General features: G+C 73.6%; 15 protein-coding genes. 1 reads left to right on the top strand and 14 read right to left on the bottom strand.

What is annotated here, in order from left to right; genetic code table 11:
* Window positions 1-18 precede the first annotated feature (18 nt).
* Window positions 19-1,506, bottom strand: coding sequence for a MocR-like pyridoxine biosynthesis transcription factor PdxR (gene pdxR, locus ACI79T_RS04220; RefSeq protein WP_456608794.1), 1,488 nt, complete (start codon window positions 1,504-1,506; stop codon window positions 19-21).
* Between the two features lie 80 nt (window positions 1,507-1,586).
* Between pdxR and ACI79T_RS04225 the strand changes: the two genes are divergently transcribed.
* Window positions 1,587-2,273, top strand: a complete 687-nt coding sequence (locus ACI79T_RS04225) for a pyridoxamine 5'-phosphate oxidase family protein (protein WP_456608795.1) — start codon at window positions 1,587-1,589, stop codon at window positions 2,271-2,273.
* Here the strand turns inward: ACI79T_RS04225 and ACI79T_RS04230 are convergent.
* The 13 genes from ACI79T_RS04230 to ACI79T_RS04290 all read right to left on the bottom strand — a co-directional run bounded on the left by ACI79T_RS04230 (window position 2,257) and on the right by ACI79T_RS04290 (window position 19,143).
* The gene (locus ACI79T_RS04230) at window positions 2,257-3,444 is read right to left on the bottom strand and encodes a PQQ-dependent sugar dehydrogenase (protein WP_456608796.1); all 1,188 of its coding nucleotides are present in this window, start codon (window positions 3,442-3,444) and stop codon (window positions 2,257-2,259) included. The two genes, ACI79T_RS04225 and ACI79T_RS04230, sit on opposite strands and share 17 nt — an antisense overlap.
* A 22-nt stretch (window positions 3,445-3,466) precedes the next feature.
* The gene (locus ACI79T_RS04235) at window positions 3,467-4,522 is read right to left on the bottom strand and encodes a polyprenyl synthetase family protein (RefSeq protein ID WP_456608797.1); all 1,056 of its coding nucleotides are present in this window, start codon (window positions 4,520-4,522) and stop codon (window positions 3,467-3,469) included.
* A complete protein-coding gene (gene nuoN / locus ACI79T_RS04240; RefSeq protein ID WP_456608798.1) occupies window positions 4,522-6,063 on the bottom strand; it encodes an NADH-quinone oxidoreductase subunit NuoN in 1,542 nt (513 codons plus the stop codon). The genes ACI79T_RS04235 and nuoN overlap by 1 nt, the downstream gene beginning before the upstream one ends.
* Complete coding sequence (locus ACI79T_RS04245) at window positions 6,060-7,664, bottom strand: NADH-quinone oxidoreductase subunit M (protein WP_456608799.1); 1,605 nt, start codon at window positions 7,662-7,664, stop codon at window positions 6,060-6,062. The genes nuoN and ACI79T_RS04245 overlap by 4 nt, the downstream gene beginning before the upstream one ends.
* A gap of 124 nt (window positions 7,665-7,788) precedes the next feature.
* Window positions 7,789-9,684 (bottom strand): NADH-quinone oxidoreductase subunit L, encoded by a 1,896-nt coding sequence (nuoL, locus tag ACI79T_RS04250; RefSeq protein ID WP_456608800.1) that lies wholly within the window; start codon window positions 9,682-9,684, stop codon window positions 7,789-7,791.
* Window positions 9,685-9,700: 16 nt separating this feature from the next.
* On the bottom strand, window positions 9,701-10,000 hold the full coding sequence (nuoK, locus tag ACI79T_RS04255) for an NADH-quinone oxidoreductase subunit NuoK (RefSeq protein ID WP_269192765.1): 300 nt from the start codon (window positions 9,998-10,000) through the stop codon (window positions 9,701-9,703).
* Entirely contained in the window at window positions 9,997-10,851 is an 855-nt protein-coding gene (locus ACI79T_RS04260) for an NADH-quinone oxidoreductase subunit J (protein WP_456608801.1), read from the bottom strand. The genes nuoK and ACI79T_RS04260 overlap by 4 nt, the downstream gene beginning before the upstream one ends.
* Window positions 10,848-11,492, bottom strand: a complete 645-nt coding sequence (nuoI, locus tag ACI79T_RS04265; RefSeq protein ID WP_456608802.1) for an NADH-quinone oxidoreductase subunit NuoI — start codon at window positions 11,490-11,492, stop codon at window positions 10,848-10,850. The genes ACI79T_RS04260 and nuoI overlap by 4 nt, the downstream gene beginning before the upstream one ends.
* Window positions 11,485-12,972 (bottom strand): NADH-quinone oxidoreductase subunit NuoH, encoded by a 1,488-nt coding sequence (gene nuoH, locus ACI79T_RS04270; RefSeq protein WP_456608803.1) that lies wholly within the window; start codon window positions 12,970-12,972, stop codon window positions 11,485-11,487. Before nuoH ends, nuoI begins: the two co-directional genes overlap by 8 nt.
* Entirely contained in the window at window positions 12,969-15,464 is a 2,496-nt protein-coding gene (locus tag ACI79T_RS04275) for an NADH-quinone oxidoreductase subunit G (RefSeq protein WP_456608804.1), read from the bottom strand. The genes nuoH and ACI79T_RS04275 overlap by 4 nt, the downstream gene beginning before the upstream one ends.
* A complete protein-coding gene (gene nuoF, locus ACI79T_RS04280; protein ID WP_456608805.1) occupies window positions 15,461-16,789 on the bottom strand; it encodes an NADH-quinone oxidoreductase subunit NuoF in 1,329 nt (442 codons plus the stop codon). Before nuoF ends, ACI79T_RS04275 begins: the two co-directional genes overlap by 4 nt.
* Window positions 16,790-16,792: 3 nt before the next feature.
* Window positions 16,793-17,812, bottom strand: a complete 1,020-nt coding sequence (gene nuoE / locus ACI79T_RS04285) for an NADH-quinone oxidoreductase subunit NuoE (RefSeq protein WP_456608806.1) — start codon at window positions 17,810-17,812, stop codon at window positions 16,793-16,795.
* Window positions 17,812-19,143, bottom strand: coding sequence for an NADH-quinone oxidoreductase subunit D (locus ACI79T_RS04290; RefSeq protein ID WP_456608807.1), 1,332 nt, complete (start codon window positions 19,141-19,143; stop codon window positions 17,812-17,814). The genes nuoE and ACI79T_RS04290 overlap by 1 nt, the downstream gene beginning before the upstream one ends.
* Window positions 19,144-19,177: the final 34 nt, after the last annotated feature.

Raw genomic sequence — 19,177 nt, forward strand, 5'->3', positions numbered from 1 at the left:
CAGTGGGGCGACCTGGCGTCAGGGCTGCGGTCGAACAGGCGCGGCAGTCGTCGTGCCCTGCGCATGCTGCTGTGGCTCGCGGTGGTCGTCCTGCTCGGCACCGGGTTGGTCGCCCTGCTGACCTGACCCTCGCCCGGCGTGCTCGGCGAGCAGCGCGGTGAGCACGGGCAGCACCCGGCGCAGCTCCGCCCGGGTCGGCGCCGCGAAACCCAGCACCAGCCCCGCCCGGCGGCCGTCGTCGCCGTCGAGGTGGTGCCGGCCGAGACCGTCCAGGGCCACGCCGTGCCGCGCGGCCGCCGCCAGGACGGCGTGCTCCACGGTGACGCCCCGCAGCGGCACGAGCACGTGGGCACCGGCGGGGTCGCCCTCGGCGACGACCCCGGCCGCGGCCACCGCCGCCCGGACCTCCGCCCGCCGTCCCGCCAGCTCCTTGCGCAGCCGGCGCAGGTGGCGGGCCAGGTCGCCGGAGGTGGCGAGCGCGGTCAGCACCCGCTGCCCGGCCCGGGACGGGCGGATACCGGTGGCGGTGCGGCGGGCCAGCAGGTCCACCCGGAGCGCATCCGGCGCCACGAGCCAGCCGATCCCGAGCGTGGGGCTGAGGATCTTGCTCGTCGTGCCCAGGTGGACCACGACGTCGGGGCCGAGCGCACCCAGCAGCGGCAGCGGGGCGACGTCGTAGCGCAGCTCGCCGTCGTAGTCGTCCTCGAGCACCCACCACCCCTCGGCGCGGGCCCGGGCCACCAGCTCCAGCCGTCGCGCGGCGGACATCCGCCGACCGAGTGGGTACTGGTGCGCCGGCGTGCAGTAGACCGCGGCCAGGCCGGCGGGCAGCGCGTCGACGACCAGGCCGTCGTCGTCGACGGGGACCGGCACGACCTGCACGCCCGTGGCGCGGAGCGCGCCGGCGACCCGCTGGTAGCCGGGGTCCTCCACGGCCACCCGGCTGCCCGGCGGCAGCGTGCGCGCCACCTCGCCCACCGCCGCCGAGGTGCCCCCGGTCGCGAGCACGTCGTCCGGGCCGGCGACCAGCCCGCGGTGCCGGAGCAGGTGCTCCCCCACCGCCCGCCGGAACGCCGGATCACCCGCGGCGTCCGAGCCGGCGTCCGGCGGCGCGTCGCCGGCCGCCCGCCAGGCACGCCGCCAGACCGCCCGGTCCAGCACCTCGAGGCAGGGCGACCCGGCGCGCAGGTCGACCAGCGCAGGGACGGCGGGCCCCCGTCGCGGCGGGGGCGCGGCGGCCGCCGGCGACGACGGCGCCGCGCCCAGCACGAACGTGCCCACGCCCCGCCGTCCTCCGGCCCATCCCTCGGCCAGCAGCTGGTCGTAGGCGGCGGCGGTGACCGTGCGGCTGACCCGGAGCGCACCGGCGAGCTCACGCGTCGACGGCAGCCGGTCACCGGGGCGCAGCGTCCCCTCGGCGGCGGCGGCCCGCAGGGCGTCGGCGAGCTGCACCGACAGCGGGGTGCCCGACGCGCGGTCCAGCAGCAGGGGCGGGATGCCGCTCACGGTCCTCCTCCAGGTGGCCTGCCGGAAAGCTAGCGCATTGGCCGTTCCGGAGGGCCACCACGGGGACGCAGGATCGACGCATGGACGCCGCCACCCCGCTCTCCCCCACCGCCCGCAGCACCGTGCGCCGCGGCAGCAAGCGTGCGCGCATCGACCGCGCCGACCTGCACGCCGTGCTCGACGCCGGGCTGATCGGCCACCTCGGGATCGAGCTCGGCGGGGCGCCGGTCGTGCTGCCCACCGGCTACGGGCGGCACGGCGACACCCTCTACCTGCACGGCTCGACGGGCGCCGCGACGCTGCGGGCGGCCGCGGCCGGGGCGCCGGTGTGCTTCACCGTCACCCACCTGGACGGGGTCGTGTACGCCCGCTCCGCCTTCCACCACTCGGTCAACTACCGGTGCGCCGTCGTCCACGGCCGCGCCCGGCTGGTCGAGGACGACGACGAGCGGCTGCTCGGCCTCCGGGTGCTGACCGAGCAGCTGGCCCCCGGCTCCTGGACGGCGACCCGCCTGCCCGACCGCAAGGAGCTCGCCGCGACCGCGGTGCTCGCCCTCGACCTCACCGAGGCCAGCGTGAAGATCCGCACCGGCCCGCCCGGCGACGACGAGCGCGATGTCGAGGGCCCCGAGGTGCCGGACCCGGTCTGGGCGGGGGTGCTGCCGCTGCGCACGGTGGCCGGGGAGCCGGAGCCCTGCCCGCTGCTGCCCGCCGGCGTCCCCGTGCCGGCGCGGGTCCGCGACCGGTTGCTCAGCCGGCCGGCGTGACGCGGAGCAGCCGGTCGTCGTCGCCGTTGTCGGTGGTCACGTACAGCGCACCGTCGGTGCCCTGCTCGACGGTGCGGATCCGCCCGTAGGTGCCGTCCAGCTCCGGCAGCCTGAACTGCTCGACCAGGGAGCCGGACTCGTCCAGGCGGAGGGCCACGACGTGCTGCCCCCGGAGCGCACCGAGCAGGAGGAGCCCGTCGTAGTCGCCCCACCGGTCGCCGTCGAGGAAGGTGCCGTCGCTCGGCGCGATGGGCGGAGCGCCGGAGTCCCAGACCGCCGGCACCGCCGCCTCGATCTCCGGGTCGGTCATCGGGACGCTCTCGTCGTAGACCCCACTGCCCACCGGGTCCCAGCCGTAGTTGCCACCGGGTCGCAGCAGGTTGACCTCGTCGTTGCGGTCGGGGCCGTGCTCGACCGAGTAGATCTGCTCCGTGCCGGGCCGGACGGCCAGCCCCTGCACGTTGCGGTGCCCGTAGGTGTAGATCAGGTCGTCCGCGCCGTCGTCGGGGGCGGCGAACGGGTTGTCCGGCAGCGCCTCCCCCGTGGCCGGGTCCGCGCGGAGCACCTTGCCGGCCAGCGAGCCGAGGTCCTGCGGCGTGGTGCCGACCGCGTTGTCGCCGGTGCCGACGAGCAGCGCGCCGTCCGGGCCGAACTCGAGCCGGCAGCCGCCGTGCCGCCCGGAGCCCTCGTTGACCGGGATGCCGCCGATCAGCGGGTCCTGGACCCGGGTGGCCGAGGTCCAGTCGTCGGCGACGGTCCAGGAGATCACCTCGATCCCCGCGCCGTCGCCGTCCTCGACGCCCTGGCACGTGTAGAAGGTGCGGTTCGCGGCGAAGTCCGGGTCCAGCGCCAACCCCATCAGGCCGGTCTCCCCCGTCGCGAACAGGTCGCCGAAGTCGGCCCGCACCTCCTGGACGGTGCCGTCGGGGAGCACCGCGGTGAAGCCACCCGCGCGCTCGTCGACCAGCAGCGTGCCGTCCTCGGTCTGCGCGACGTCCCACGGGTGGTCGAGCCCGTCGGCCACCACCTCGACCTCCAGCGCGGGCGCCCCGGTGGGGGCCGAGGTCGTCGGCGGCACCGCGACGGAGCCGGCGTCCTCGTCCGACGCCCCGCTCGAGCAGGCGGCGAGCAGAAGGGTCGGCGCCAGGATGCCGGCGAGGGGGGACCGCATGCCTTCCCGGTGCCCACCTCGCTCAGCTGGTACGCGTCACCACGTAGTCGCAGAGCGCGGACAGCGCCTCCCGGACGTCGCCCTCCGGAACGGCGTCCAGCCGCGCCCGGGCCCGGTCCGCGTACTGCCGCAGCACCTCGGTGGCCCGCTCGAGCGACCGGGACGCCCGCAGCAGCGTCAGCGCCTCGGCGTGCTCGGCGTCGTCGGTGACGGGCCCGGCCACCAGCTCGCGCAGGCGGGCCTCCGCGGGGTCGTCGCCGGCGAGCGCGAACAGCACCGGCAGCGTGGCGATGCCCTCGCGCAGGTCGGTGCCGGGCGACTTCCCCGAGACGCCGACGCGGCTGACGATGTCGATCAGGTCGTCAGAGATCTGGAAGGCGACGCCGACCTCCTCGCCGAACTCGGTCAGCGCGGACACCAGTCCGGCGTCCACGCCGGCGAAGGAGGCGCCGAAGCGGGCGGACGTCGCCACCAGCGAACCGGTCTTGTCGGCCAGCACGTCGAGGTAGTGGGCGATGGGGTCCTCGCCGGGCTGCGCGCCGACGGTCTCCTTGATCTGCCCGGTGACCAGCCGCTCGAAGGTGCGGGCCTGCACCCGCACGGCCTCGGGGCCGAGGTCGGCCAGGATGTCCGACGCCCGCGCGAAGAGCAGGTCACCGGTGAGGATCGCGATGCTGTTGCTCCACCGGCTGTTGGCGCTCGGCGCCCCGCGGCGGACGGCGGCCTCGTCCATGACGTCGTCGTGGTAGAGCGTCGCCAGGTGGGTGAGCTCGCAGACCACCGCGCCCTGGGTCACCTCCGGGGCGGCCGGGTCGCCGAGCTGGGCGGCGAGCAGCGCCAGCATCGGGCGGAACCGCTTGCCCCCGGCGGCCATCAGGTGACCGGCGGCCTCCCGCACGAACGGGTGCTCGCTGCCCACGGCCCGGGCCAGCTCGGACTCCACTCGGGAGAGCCCGTCCGCCAGCGCCTCCCCGAGCTCGCCCTCGGGCAGCCATGGGCCGATGGTCGACGCCGGCGTGGAGCTCCGGTGCCAGACCTCGGTGGGAGTGCCGTCGACTGCGGCACGGGCTCCGGTCATCAACCGACGAAGATAGCCGCCTGCCGCGCGAGGTCGAGCACCGCCCCGGGCAGGATGCCGAGCGCCAGCGTCGCCGTGGCCGTCACCGCCAGCACCACGGTCGTGGGCAGGCCGGGCACCCCCACGGTGGGCCCGTCCGCGGCCGGCTCGGAGAAGTACATGAGCACGATGACCCGCAGGTAGAAGAAGGCGGCCACCGCGCTCGCCAGCAGGGCCACCACGACCAGCGGCCACGCCCCCTGCTCGATCGCCGCCCGGAAGACGGCGAACTTCCCGGTGAACCCGGCGGTGAGCGGGATGCCGGCCAGCGCGAGCAGGAACAGGGTCATCACCGCGGCGGTGACCGGGGACCGGGCGCCCAGACCGGCCCACTGCGAGAGGTGGCTCGCCTCGCCGTCGCCGTCGCGCACGAGCGTGAGGACGGCGAACGCCCCGAGCGTGGTGAAGCCGTACGTGAGCAGGTAGAACATCGTCGCCGAGAGGCCGGAGCCCCCGCCGTCGGCGCCGAGCCCGATGACGCCGGTGAGCAGGAAGCCGGCGTGCGCGACCGAGGAGTAGGCGAGCAGCCGCTTGAGATCGGTCTGGGTCAGGCCGAGGACCGCGCCCACCACCATCGAGACGATGGCCACGGCGTAGACCAGCGGCCGCCAGGTCCACTCGGCGGTGCCGAACGCCACGTAGAGCAGCCGCAGGATCGCGCCGAACGCCGCGACCTTGGTGCAGGCGGCCATGAAGGCGGTGACCGGGGTCGGGGCGCCCTGGTAGACGTCCGGCGTCCACGAGTGGAACGGCGCGACGCTGGCCTTGAAGAGCAGCCCGACGATCAGCAGGGCGAGGCCGAGGACCAGCAGCACGCCCCCGCCGTCGACGGTGACCGCCGCGCGGATGTCGGCGAGCCGCACGCTGCCGGTGGCGCCGTAGACCAGCGCGAGCCCGTAGAGGAAGAACGCCGAGGCGAAGGCGCCCAGCAGGAAGTACTTGACGGCCGCCTCCTGGGAGAGCAGCCGGCGCCGCCGGGCCATCCCGCTGAGCAGGTACAGCGGCAGGCTCAGCACCTCCAGCGCCACGAACATGACCAGCAGGTCGTTCGCCGCGACGAACAGCATCATGCCGCCGATGGCGAACAGCGCCAGCGGGTAGACCTCGGTCTGCACCCGGGGCACCGTCGTCAGCTCGCGGTCCCGCGGGCTGCCGGCCGGGACGGCGGCGCTCACCACGAACGCCGACCGCGCGGGGTCCAGCGCACGCTCGGCGAACAGCAGCATCGCCAGCGCGCCGAACCCCGCGATCATGGCCTGCAGGAACAGCGCGGGTCCGTCGACGGCGAGCGCACCCACCGCGGTCACCTCGTCCGGCTCGCCGGCGAGCAGCAGCGTCGCGACGAGCCCGCCGACGGTGCCGGCCAGGGCCAGGCCCACCTGCACCGGGTGCCGCGACTCGCGGGGCACGAATGCCTCCACCAGCACCCCGACGCAGGCCGCGCCGAAGACGATCAGCAGCGGCGCGAGCGCCGCCCAGGAGAGGTCGGGCGCCTCGATCATCGGTCGGTCCCTCCGGGGACGCCCAGGTCGCCGAGGGTGGCGACGACGGCGGGTTCGATCAGGTCGATCAGCGGCTGCGGGTAGACGCCCAGCGCGATGATCAGCGCCACCAGGGGCGTGACCACGGCCAGCTCGCGCCGGCTCAGGTCGAGCACCCGGAGCGTGCGGTGCGGCGCGGTGCGCGTGGCGGTCGCGGTGGCGCCGCCGCCACCGGGCAGGGGGTCCGCGCGCAGGGGCTCGGCGGGGTCCTCCTGCAGCAGCACGCCGCGGGCCGGCCCGTGCATGGTCCGCTGGTACATCAGCAGCACGTAGAGGGCGGCCAGGATGATGCCGAGCGTGGCCAGGATGGTGAACACCGGGCGCTCGGGGAACGAGCCGATGAGCACGAGGAACTCGCTCACGAAGCTGTTGGTGCCGGGCAGCGCCAGCGACGCCAGCCCCGCCACCAGGAAGGCGCCGGCCAGCAGCGGCGCCTTCGCCGCGACGCCGCCGTAGTCGCGGATCTGGCGCGAGCCGCCCCGGCTGATCAGCATGCCGACGACGAGGAACAGCAGACCCGTCGCCAGGCCGTGGTTGACCATGTAGAGCACCGCGCCGGTGGCCGCCTCGGTGGTGAAGGCGAAGATGCCCAGCGCGATGAAGCCGAAGTGCGAGATCGAGGTGTAGGACACCAGCCGTTTCATGTCGCTCTGCCCCATGGCCAGCAGCGCGGCGTAGAGGATGCCGACCACCGCCAGGACCAGCACGAACGGCGCGAGGTCACGGGAGGCGTCGGGGAACAGCGGCAGGCAGTAACGCAGGAAGCCGAACGTGCCGACCTTGTCGAGGACGCCGACCAGCAGCACCGCCCCGCCGATCGGCGCCTCGGCACCGGAGTCGGGCAGCCAGGTGTGGAACGGCACCAGCGGCGCCTTGATGGCGAAGGCGATGAAGAAGCCGAGGAACAGCAACTTCTGCACGTCGGGGTCGATGTCGAGCTGCCGGAGGGCGTCGAAGGCGAAGGTGCCCTCCCCCAGCTGGCTGGTGCTCACCACGTACAGCCCGATGACCGAGGCGAGCATCACCAGCCCGCCGACCAGGCTGTACACGAAGAACTTCACCGCGGCGTACTGCCGGCGAGGCCCCCCGAAGCTGCCGATCAGGAAGTACATCGGGACGAGCATCGCCTCGAAGAAGACGTAGAAGAGCAGCACGTCGGTCGCGGCGAAGACGCCGACCATCATCGCCTCGAGCAGCAGCAGCCAGGCGAAGAAGATCCGGACCGGCCGGGCCCCGGCGTCGGCCTCGTGCCAGGAGGCGGCGACCACCAGCGGCACCAGCACGCCGATGAGCAGCAGCATCACCAGCGCGATGCCGTCGACACCGAGGGCGAACTCGGACCCGAAGTCGGGGATCCAGGACACCGACGTCGTCAGCTGGAACCGCTCGCCGTCGACGTCGAACGCGACCGTGGTGAGCACCGCCAGCAGCAGGACCACGAGGCTGACGCCGAGCGCCACCTGCTTCGCCAGCAGGTCGCGCCCGCGGGGCAGCGCGGCGACGACCGCGGCACCGACCGCCGGGACCGCGATCATCGCCAGCAGCCAGGGGAAGTCGCTCACCGCAGCACGTCCTCTCCGAAGGTGTGACTCGTGGCCATCGGCCCGCTCATCGTCATCGGCTCGCTCCCGCGGAGCGCTCCGCTCCTCGCTCGTTCCTCGCTGCGATGCTCACGCCCCTGCCCGCTCATCCCGTCGTCACCGCCAGCAGCGCACCGGCCACGACGACCGCGCCGCCGAGCATCCCGAGCGCGTAGGTGCGCACGAAGCCGGTCTGCGCGCGGCCCAGCCGGGACGACGACCCGCCGAGCCCGGCGGCCAGGCCGTTGACCGCGCCGTCGACGCCGCGGTTGTCGACCCAGACCAGGGCGCGGGTGAGCCACTGGCCCGGGCGCATGAACAGCGACTCGTTGACCGCGTCGGCGTAGAGGGCGTTGCGGGCCGCCCGCGTCACCGGGGAGACCCGGACCGGTGCGGTCACCGGCACCTCGCGACGGCCGACGAACAGCCACGCGACCAGGACGCCCAGCACCATCACGGCGGTCACGACCAGCCCGACGACCGCCGGGGCGACGACGTGCACGGCCTCCTCCGGCTCGCCGAACACCGGCGCCAGCCAGCCCGAGAGCGGGAACACCGAGACCAGCAGCGCGCCCGCGAACACCGAGCCGAACGCCAGCACGACCATCGGCGCGGTCATCACCGCGGGCGACTCGTGCGGGTGCACGCCGTCCTCCCACCGGGCCCGGCCGAAGAAGGTCATGAGCATCAGCCGGGTCATGTAGAAGGCGGTCAGCCCGGCGCCGAGCACCGCCACGCCGCCGAGCACCCACCCCCAGACGTCGTCGCGGTCCAGCGCCACCTCGATGATCGCGTCCTTGGTGAAGTAGCCGGACAGGAACGGGAAGCCGATCAGCGCCAGGTAGCCCAGCCCGAAGGTGACGAAGGTGACCGGCAGCCGCTTCCAGAGCGCGCCGAACCGCCGCATGTCCACGTTGTCGTTCATGGCGTGCATGACCGATCCGGCACCGAGGAACAGCCCGGCCTTGAAGAAGCCGTGGGCCAGCAGGTGCGCCAGCCCGGCCACGTAGCCGGCGGGGCCGAGCCCCACGGCCAGGAACATGTAGCCGATCTGGCTGACCGTCGAGTAGGCCAGCACCTTCTTGATGTCGTCGTAGGCGCACCCGGCGATCGCACCGATCAGCAGGGTCACCGCGCCGACCGCGAGGACGACGGCCCGCGCCGTCGGCGTCAGGTCGTAGATCGGGGCGGAGCGGGCGATCAGGTACACGCCCGCGGTGACCATGGTCGCGGCGTGGATGAGCGCCGAGACCGGGGTGGGGCCCTCCATGGCGTCCGGCAGCCACGCCTGCAGCGGGAACTGGCCCGACTTGCCGCAGGCGCCCAGCAGCAGGAGCAGCCCGATGGCGGTGATCGTCCCGCCCGCGAGGGTGCCCACGGAGCCGAAGACGCCGGCGTAGGACGTCGTCCCGAGCTGGGCGAACATCAGGAAGATCGCCAGGGCCAGACCGACGTCGCCGACCCGGTTCATGATGAACGCCTTCTTCGCCGCCGTGGCCGCGGCCGGGCGGGTGTACCAGAACGCGATGAGCAGGTAGGACGCCAGGCCGACGCCCTCCCAGCCCACGTAGAGCGCCACGAAGCTGTTGCCGAGGACCAGCAGGAGCATCGCCGCGACGAAGAGGTTCAGGTAGGCGAAGAACCGGCGGCGCGCGGGGTCGTGCGCCATGTAGCCGATCGAGTAGACGTGGATGAGCGAACCGACGCCGGTGATCAGCAGGACGAACACCGCCGCCAGCGGGTCGTAGAGCAGGCCGGCGGTGACGTCGAGCTCGCCGGTGGAGATGAACGTGAACAGCTCGACGTCGGCCGCGCGCTCGTCGAGGCCGGCCAGCTGGGCGGTGCACGCCACGGCGAGGACGAAGGCCGCGACCACCGTCGCCGTCCCCAGCCAATGACCCCAGCGGTCGGTGCGCCGGCCACCCAGCAGCAGCACCGCGGCACCGGCCAGCGGCAGCGCGATCAGCAGCCAGGAGGCGGCCAGGAGCCCTTCAGCAGGCACTGCAACCCCGTCCCGGTCAGTACTTCAGCAGGTTGGCGTCGTCGATCGACGCGGACCGGCGGGTCCGGTAGATCGACATGATGATGGCGAGGCCCACGACCACCTCGGCGGCGGCGACGACCATCACGAACAGCGCGATGATCTGGCCGTCGACGGTCCCGGTGGACCGGGCGAAGGTGATCAGCGTCAGGTTCACCGCGTTGAGCATCAGCTCGATGCACATGAAGACGACGATCGCGTTGCGCCGCACCAGGACGCCGACGGCGCCGATCGTGAACAGGATCGCGGCCAGCACCAGGTAGTAGGACAGCGTCATCGGTGCTCGCCTCCCCTCCGGCCGCCCGGGGTGTCGCTGAGCGTGGGCTCGAGGGACCCGAGCGCGGCGTCCGGGGAGCCGAGCTGCTCGCGGCCGGTCGGTCGGGGCATCTGCTCCACCTGCTCCGGCTCGATCCCGGTGCCGAAGCTGTCCTCGGCGAGGCTGCCGTCGGGCAGCAGCGCCGGCGCACCCACGGAGGTGGCGCGGGCGTGCACGCCGGGGCCGGGCAGGGTCTGCGGGCGGTCGGTGAGGAAGCGGGCCCGGGACCGTTCCTTCTGCGTCTGCTTGGTGCCCGGTTCCCGCTCCACGTGGGTGAGCAGCAGCGCGCCGACCGCCGCGACGATGAGCAGCGCGCCGGTGACCTCGAAGGCGAGCAGGTAACGGGTGTAGAGCAGCCCGGCGATCGCCTCCACGTTGCCCGACGCCGGGCCGCGCACCCCGCCCTGCACCGCCTCGAGGCCCGCGACGGGCAGGTCCTGGGTGGCGCGGGCGATGCCGGCGCCGACCAGGGCGGCGAAGCCGGCGCCCAGCGCCAGGGCCGCCACCCGCTGCCCGCGCAGCGTCTCGACCACCGAGTCGGAGGAGTCGCGGCCGACCAGCATCAGCACGAAGAGGAACAGGATCATGATCGCCCCGGTGTAGACGATCACCTGCACCGCACCGAGGAAGGGCGCCTCCTGGACCACGTAGAAGACGCCCAGCGAGAGCATCGTCAGCACCAGCCACAGCGCGGAGTGCACCGCGTTGCGGCTGAGCACCATGCCCAGCGCCCCGGCCAGGGCGAGCGGGCCGAGGATCCAGAAGACGACGGCCTCGCCGGTGCCGATGACGACGGTCTCCAGCCCGTTCACACCGTCTCCTCGACGACCGGTTCCGCGGTCGAGCCCTTCTCGGGCACGCGCACGTAGTAGTCCTTCTCGTCGTCGCCGAGCCGCATGGGGTGCGGCGTGGGTTCCATGCCGGGCAGCAGCGGAGCCATGAGCTGCTCCTTGGTGTAGATCAGATCCTGCCGGTTGTCGTCGGCCAGCTCGAAGTCGTTGCTCATCGTCAGCGACCGCGTGGGGCAGGCCTCGATGCACAGCCCGCAGAAGATGCAGCGCAGGTAGTTGATCTGGTAGACCGCGCCGTACCGCTCACCGGGCGAGAAGCGGGCGTCCTCGGTGTTGTCGCCGCCCTCCACGTAGATGGCGTCGGCCGGGCAGGCCCACGCGCAGAGCTCGCAGCCGACGCACTTCTCCAGGCCGTCGGGGTGCCGGTTGAGCACGTGCCGGCCGTGGTAGCGCGGCTTGGTGACCTTCGGCTCGAACGGGTACTGCTCGGTGGTCACCGTGCGGAAGATCTGCGCGAAGGTGACGCCGAATCCCTGCACCGCGGCGGGCAGCAGGCTGTCGCGGACCGCCGGGCGCTTCCGGCCGCCCCCGGGCGAGCGCTCGACCTCACCGGCCGTCCGGCGCACCATGTCCTGCTCGCCGGGCTTGCTGGGCTCAGACATCGCCGTCCTCCTGTGAGCTGCTGGTGGCGCCGCGCCGTCCGGTGCCGACGACCGTTCCCGGGACCGGCTCGCCGTCGGGGGCCACCGGCTGCCGGCGCAGCCGCGGCGACGGCGGGACGACGAGGTCCATCGGCGGGACCGGGAAGCCGCCCTCGGCCCGGCTGGGACCTCCGGTGGGCCGCCGGCGCGGCCCGGCCGGGGGCAGCACCTCGGGTTCGGTCTGCGTCGGGTGGTTGGAGCCGGCGGCCGCCTCGACCGCGGCCAGCCGGGTGTCGCGGTGGCCGGCGCGGCCGGCCAGCCAGAGGCCCACCAGCAGCACGATCGCGATCGGCACCCCCACGTAGAGCGCCACCTCTCCGGCGGTGAGGTCGGCCTCGCGGGACACGGTCCGCATCGTGGCGACGACGAGGATCCACACCAGCGAGACCGGCACCAGCACCTTCCAGCCGAACCGCATGAACTGGTCGTACCGGAGCCGGGGCAGCGTGCCGCGCAGCCAGATGAAGACGAACAGCGCGGCGACGACCTTGAGGAAGAACCACAGCAGCGGCCACCAGCCGCTGTTGGCGCCGTCCCAGATGGAGATCGGCCAGGGCGCCCGCCAGCCACCCAGGAAGAGGGTCGCGGCCAGCGCGGAGACGGTGACCATGTTGATGTACTCGGCCAGGAAGAACAGCGCGAACTTCAGCGACGAGTACTCGGTGTGGAAGCCGCCGACCAGCTCGCTCTCGGCCTCCGGCAGGTCGAACGGCGCGCGGTTGGTCTCCCCCACGACGGCGATCGCGTAGATGACGAAGGAGACCGGCAGCAGCACGATGTACCAGCTGGGGCCGGTGAACTCCCACCCGAAGAAGGACAGCTGCGACCCGTCGGCCTGGGCGGCGACGATCTCCGACGTCGACATCGTCCCGGCGTAGAGGAACACCGCGACCAGGGACAGCCCCATCGCGATCTCGTAGCTGATCATCTGGGCAGCGCTGCGCAGGCTGCCCAGCAGCGGGTACGTCGAGCCGGAGGCCCAGCCGCCCAGGACGATGCCGTAGATGCCCATGGCCGACATCGCCAGGATGATCAGCACCCCGATCGGGGCATCGGTGAGCTGCAGCGGCGTCTGCTGGCCGAAGATGCTCACCACCGGTCCCAGCGGGATGACCGAGAAGGCGACGAACGCCGGGATCGTGGCGATCACCGGGGCCAGGAAGTACACCGGCTTGTCCGCGAGCGCCGGCATGATGTCTTCCTTGAACGCCAGCTTCAGCCCGTCGGCGAGGCTCTGCAGGTAGCCGCGCGGCCCGACCCGGTTGGGGCCGATCCGCTGCTGCATGCGCGCGACGACCTTGCGCTCGAACACGATCGCGAACAGCGTCATCAGCACCAGCACCGCGAAGACGCCGACGACCTTGATCAGGACGATCCACCAGACGTCCTGGCCGAAGTCGGCCAGCGTCGGCTGGTCGGCCTCGAGGGCCCACACGGTCATCGCCCGCCCTCCCCTGCGCCGGCGCCCGTGCGGGACAGCCGCACGACGCTCCCGGGTCCGGCGCCCAGCGCCGTCCGGATCTCGCTGCCGGGCGAGCGCATCGGCAGCCACACCACCTGGTCGGGCATCGGGGTGATCCGCACCGGCAGGCTGACCGAGCCGGTGGCCCCGCTGACGGTGAGCCGGTCGCCGTCGGCGAGGCCGAGCCGGGCGGCCGCCTCGGCGCCGATCCGGGCGACCGGGTGCCGGGCGGTGCCGGCGAGCTCGGGCTCGTCCCGCTGCAGCGTGCCGACGTCGAGCAGCTGCCGCCACGACGCGAGGACCGCCTCGTCGGCGCGCAGCACCGGCGCGGCCGGCGGCGCGACGTCCGGCGCGGGCCCCTCGGCGGCGGACCGCCGGGCGCCCAGGGCGGCCAGCGCGGCGCGGGCGACCTCGGGCGTGGGCAGCCGCAGGTCGACGTCCATCTCGTCGGCCAGACCGTGCAGCACCCGGCCGTCGGAGAGCCGGCCGGTGTCGTGGAGGGTGGCGTCGAAGGGGCGCAGCCGGCCCTCCCAGTCGAGGTAGCTGCCCGCCTTCTCCGACGCCGCGGCGACCGGCAGGACGACGTCGGCGCGCTCGGTCACCTCGCTGGGGAACATCTCCAGGCTGACGACGAACGCCGCGGCGTCCAGCGCCGCCCGCGCCAGCGCGGGGTCGGGCAGGTCGGCCGGGTCGACGCCACCGACCAGCAGCCCCGGCAGCCGGCCGGCGCGGACCGCGGTCAGGATGCCGGTGACGTCCCGGCCGGGGGCGGCGGGCACGTCGGCGGGGTCGATGCCCCACACCCCGGCCACCTCGGCGCGGGCGGCGTCGTCGTCGACGGCGCGGCCGCCGGGCAGCAGGGTCGGCAGCGCACCGGCCTCGACGGCGCCCCGCTCACCGGCGCGGCGCGGCACCCAGGCCAGCCGGGCGCCGGTGGCGCGGGCGAGCTCGAGCAGCGCGGTGAACGCGCCGGGCACCTCGGCCAGCCGCTCACCGGCGAGGAGGACGGCACCGGGCCGGCGCAGCGCCTCGACGGCGGGCCCGCCCCAGCTGCCTTCGGCGAGCGCCAGCAGCGACCGGGCCTCGGCGCCGGGGAACGTGGTCAGCACGGTGGCCTGCAGCTTCTCGGCCGCGCGAGTGGCGAACGGGGCCAGGTCGAACACCGCGAGGTCGCCGGTGCGCACCGCCCGGCGCAGCCGCAGGAACAGGATCGGCGACTCCTCCTCCGGCTCCAGGCCGGCGAGCAGCACCGCGGGCGCGGAGCCGACGTCGTCGTAGGTGACGCCGCCGGTCGCCGGGCCGGTGCCGGCGATCGCCGTCCCGAGGAAGGCCAGCTCCTCGGCCGAGTGCGCGCGGGCGCGGGCGTCGACGTCGTTGGTGCCCAGCGCCACCCGGGCGAAGGTGGCCCAGGCGTAGGCGTCCTCCAGCGTGAGCCGGCCACCGGGGAGCACGCCGACGCCGCCCTCGGCCCGCGCCTGGAGCAGACCCGCGGCGGCCGCGGCCCAGGCCTCGGGCCAGGAGGCGGGCGCCAGCCGGCCGTCGGCCCCCCGCACGAGCGGGGTGGTCAGCCGCTCGTTGGCGGTGACGTAGCGGAACGCGTAGCGGCCCTTGTCGCAGGTCCACTCCTCGTTGACCGCAGGGTCCTCCCCGGCCAGCCGCCGGGTGACCTTGCCGCGCCGGTAGTCGGTGCGCATCGCGCAGCCCGAGGCGCAGTGCTCGCAGACGCTCGGCTCGCTGCGCAGGTCGAACGGGCGGGCGCGGAACCGGTACTGGGCGCTGGTGAGGGCGCCGACCGGGCAGATCTGGGTGGTGTTGCCGGAGAAGTAGGACTCGAACGGCTCGTCCTCGTAGATCGCCACCTGCTCCAGCGCGCCGCGCTCAAACAGCTCGATGAACGGATCGCCGGCGACCTGCTGGGAGAACCGGGTGCACCGGGCGCAGAGCACGCACCGCTCCCGGTCGAGCAGGATCTCGCTGCTGATCGGCAGCGGCTTGGGGTAGGTGCGCTTCTCGTCGACGAACCGGCTCTCGGCACGGCCGTTGCTCATCGCCTGGTTCTGCAGCGGGCACTCGCCGCCCTTGTCGCAGACCGGGCAGTCCAGCGGGTGGTTGATCAGCAGCAGCTCCATCGTGCCCTGCTGCGCCTTGTCGGCCACCGGGCTGGTCAGCTGCGTCTGCACGACCATGCCCTCGGTGACCGGCATGGTGCAGGAGGCGGCCGGCTTGCGCTGGCCCTCCACCTCGACCAGGCACTGACGGCAGGCGCCGATCGGCTCCAGCAGCGGGTGGTCGCAGAACCGCGGGATCTGGATGCCGACCATCTCGGCGGCGCGGATGATCAGCGTCCCCTTCGGCACGGCGACGTCGAAGCCGTCGATCGTGCAGTGGACGGCGTCCGGCGGGGTGTGCGGTCCGGGGGCGCCCGGGGGCACCGCGGGGGCGGGTGGCGGGTTGGTGGGCGTGAGCGTCATGACGCGGCTCCGACCGGCTCGAGGCGGAGGGAGCGGCCGAGCCGGGCCTGCTCCTCGGGTGGCAGCAGGGCGATGTAGTCGTCCTTGAAGTACTTGAGCGAGCTGGTGATGCAGCTGGTGGCGCCGTCACCCAGGGCGCAGAACGAGCGGCCGAGGATGTTGTCGCAGGTGTCGACCAGGACGTCGAGGTCCTGCGCGGTGCCCCGGCCGTGCGCGATCCGCTCCAGGATCTGCACGAGCCAGTAGGTGCCCTCCCGGCAGGGGGTGCACTTGCCGCAGCTCTCGTGCGCGTAGAACTCGGTGAACCGCAGGGTGGCCTCGACGATCGAGTCGGTCTCGTCGAACACCATGAGCGCGGTGGTGCCGAGCATCGAGCCCGCGGCGGCCACCGAGTCGAAGTCCAGCGGGACGTCGAGGTGCTCGGCGGTGAAGTACGGGGTCGACGAGCCGCCCGGCGTCCAGAACTTCAGCTCGTGGCCGGGGCGGACGCCGCCGGCCATCTCGAGCAGCTCGCGCATCGTCGTCCCCATGGGGGCCTCGTACTGGCCCGGCCGGACGACGCGGCCTGAGAGCGAGTAGATCTTCGGGCCGGGCGACTTCTCCGGGCCAAAGGCCTTGAACCACTCGGCCCCGCCGCGGACGACGAACGGCACGCTGGCCAGCGTCTCGACGTTGTTGATGACCGTCGGTGCGCCGTACAGGCCGGCGACGGCGGGGAACGGCGGCTTGAGCCGCGGCTGGCCGCGGTAGCCCTCGAGCGAGTCGAGCAGCGCCGTCTCCTCGCCGCAGATGTACGCGCCGGCGCCGGCGTGCACGATCAGGTCGAGGTCGTAGCCGGAGCCGAGGATGTCCGAGCCGAGGTAGCCGGCGGCGTAGGCCTCGCCCACGGCATTGAGCAGCCGCCGGTGGGCGTGCACCGCCTCACCGCGGACGTAGATGACGGCCAGCTTCGACCGGATCGCGTAGGACGAGATGATCACGCCCTCGATCAGCGAGTGCGGGTCGGCCATCATCAGCGGGAGGTCCTTGCAGGTGCCCGGCTCGCCCTCGTCGGCGTTGACCACGAGGTACTTGGGCATCGCCGCGGGGCCGGTGGGCTCCTCCCCCGGCTTCGGCTGCGGGATGAAGCTCCACTTCATGCCGGTCGGGAAGCCGGCGCCGCCGCGGCCGCGCAGGCCGGAGTCCTTGACCAGGGTGACCAGCTCGTCGGGCTGCATCGACAGCGCGGTGCGCAGCGCGGCGTAGCCGTCGAGCCGCTCGTAGGTGGACAGCCGCCACGAGTGCTCGGCGCCCCAGCGGGTGGTGAGGACGGGGGTGAGGGGCATGGCTCAGGCCTTCCCGGGACCCTGGCCGGAAGTCCCCGGCTCGGACCCCGCAGGGGTGTCGGTGCCGTCGTCCTGGTCGGCCAGCGACCGGCCGGACGGCTCGGGGGCGTCGGGGTGCGAGCCTGCGGCGCCCGCCTTCTCCGCCGGGCTGTCCGCGGCGGCGACGCGGGCGTCGGCCGCCTCCTGACCGGGCGTCTCGCCGGTGGTCCCGGACGGCCGCACCGTCTCGCGGGGCTCACCGGTGTCGGCCGGCTCCGGCTCGGGGCCGCGCATCGGCGGCGCCGAGTCACCGCGCTCGGCGGCCAGCCGCAGCCCGCGCAGCGTCGGCCCGTAGTCGCCCGGCGCGTCGACGGCGGCGGCCGCGGCTTCGACATCCGGGTGCTGGGAGAACCCGGCCAGCTGGCGGGAGATCCCGCGGAAGTCCGTCAGCGGTGCACCGCGGGTGGGCAACGGCTTCTCGCCGCGGCGCAGCGCCGCCACGAGCTCGCGGGCGCTGCCGACGTCCTGCTGGTCGTAGAACTCGTAGTCCACGGTGACCACCGGCGCGTAGTCGCAGGCGGCGAGGCACTCGGCGTGCTCGAGGGTGATCGAGCCGTCGGCGGCGGTCTCGTCGTGGTGGACGCCGAGGTCCGCCGACAGGGCGTCCATGATCCGCTGCCCGCCGAGGACGGCGCACAGCGTGTTGGTGCAGACGCTGACCAGGTGCCGCCCGGTCGGCCGGCGCTTGTACATCGTGTAGAAGGTCGCGACCGCGCCGACCTCGGCCTTGGTCAGCCCGAGCTCCTCGGCGCACAGCGCTACGCCCTCGGGAGTGACGTAGCCCTGGTAGCTCTGCACCAGGTGCAGCATCGGCAGCAGCGCCGACCGGGCGACCGGGTAGCGGGCGATGATCTCCCGCGCCTCGATGCGGGCCTGCTCGGTCAGCGGCGGCAGCTGCGCCAGCGTCTCGGGCGAGGCGTCGACCGGGGTCGAGACGAGCCCGGTGACGGCGGTGCCTTCTGCGGATCCGGGAAGCGCACTCATCAGCGATCCACTCCCCCCATGACGGGGTCGATCGAGGCGATCGCGGCGATGACGTCGGCGATCATGCCGCCCTCGCTCATCGCCGCCGTGGCCTGCAGGTTCACGAAGCTGGGGTCGCGCACGTGGACCCGCCACGGACGGGTGCTCCCGTCGCTGACCACGTGGTAGCCGAGCTCCCCGCGGGGCGACTCGATCGGCACGTAGACCTGCCCGGCCGGCACCCGGAACCCCTCGGTGACCAGCTTGAAGTGGTGGATCAGGGCCTCCATCGACTGGCCCATGATGTGCCGGACGTGGTCGAGCGAGTTGCCCATGCCGTCGGGGCCGAGGCTCAGCTGCGCGGGCCAGGCGATCTTCTTGTCGTCGACCATCACCGGGCCGGGCTCGAGCCGGTCCAGCGCCTGGGCGATGAGCTTCAGCGACTCGTTCACCTCGGCCATGCGCACCAGGTAGCGGCCCCAGGCGTCGCAGGTGTCGGCGGTCGGCACCTCGAAGTCGTAGGACTCGTAGCCGAGGTAGGGCTCGACCTTGCGGAGGTCCCACGCCAGCCCGGTGGCGCGCAGGACGGGCCCGGTGATGCCGAGCGCGACGCAGCCGGTCAGGTCCAGGTAGCCGGCGTCCTTGAGACGGTTCTGCCAGATCGGCTGGCCGGTGAGCAGCCGGTGGAAGTCCGCGACCCGCTTCGGCATGACCTCGAGGAACTCGCGGATGTGCTCGACCGCGCCCTCGGGCAGGTCCTGGGCCAGCCCGCCGGGCCGGATGTAGGCGTGGTTCATCCGCAGCCCGGTGATCTCCTCGAGCAGGTCGAGGACCATCTCGCGCTCGCGGAAGCCGTTGGTCATGCCCGTGAGGGCGCCCATCTCCATGCCGAAGGTGGCGAGCGCGACCAGGTGCGAGGCGATCCGGTTGAGCTCCATGACGAGCACGCGGATCGTGGCCGCCCGCTGCGGGATGTCGATGCCGAGCAGCTTCTCGACGGCCATGCAGTAGCCGGCCTCGTTGAACAGCGGGGCCAGGTAGTCCATCCGCGTCACGAAGGTCGTGCCCTGCACCCAGTTGCGGTACTCGGTGTTCTTCTCGATGCCGGTGTGCAGGTAGCCGATGACCACCCGGGCCTTGGTCACCGTCTCGCCCTCGAGGTCGAGGACCAGCCGCAGCACGCCGTGGGTCGAGGGGTGCTGCGGGCCCATGTTGACGACGAGGCGCTCCTCGCCGTGCGGATCGGCCCCCAGCGTGAGGTCCCAGTCCCCGCCGGTGACGGTGTAGACGCGGCCCTCGGTGGTCTCGCGCGAGCCGGCGTAGGGGTCGCTCGGGTTGTACGTGGTGCTCATCTCTGCCCCTCCTCGACTCCGGACTCGTTCCGCT

It is taken from the genome of Blastococcus sp. SYSU DS0619 (assembly GCF_054051035.1).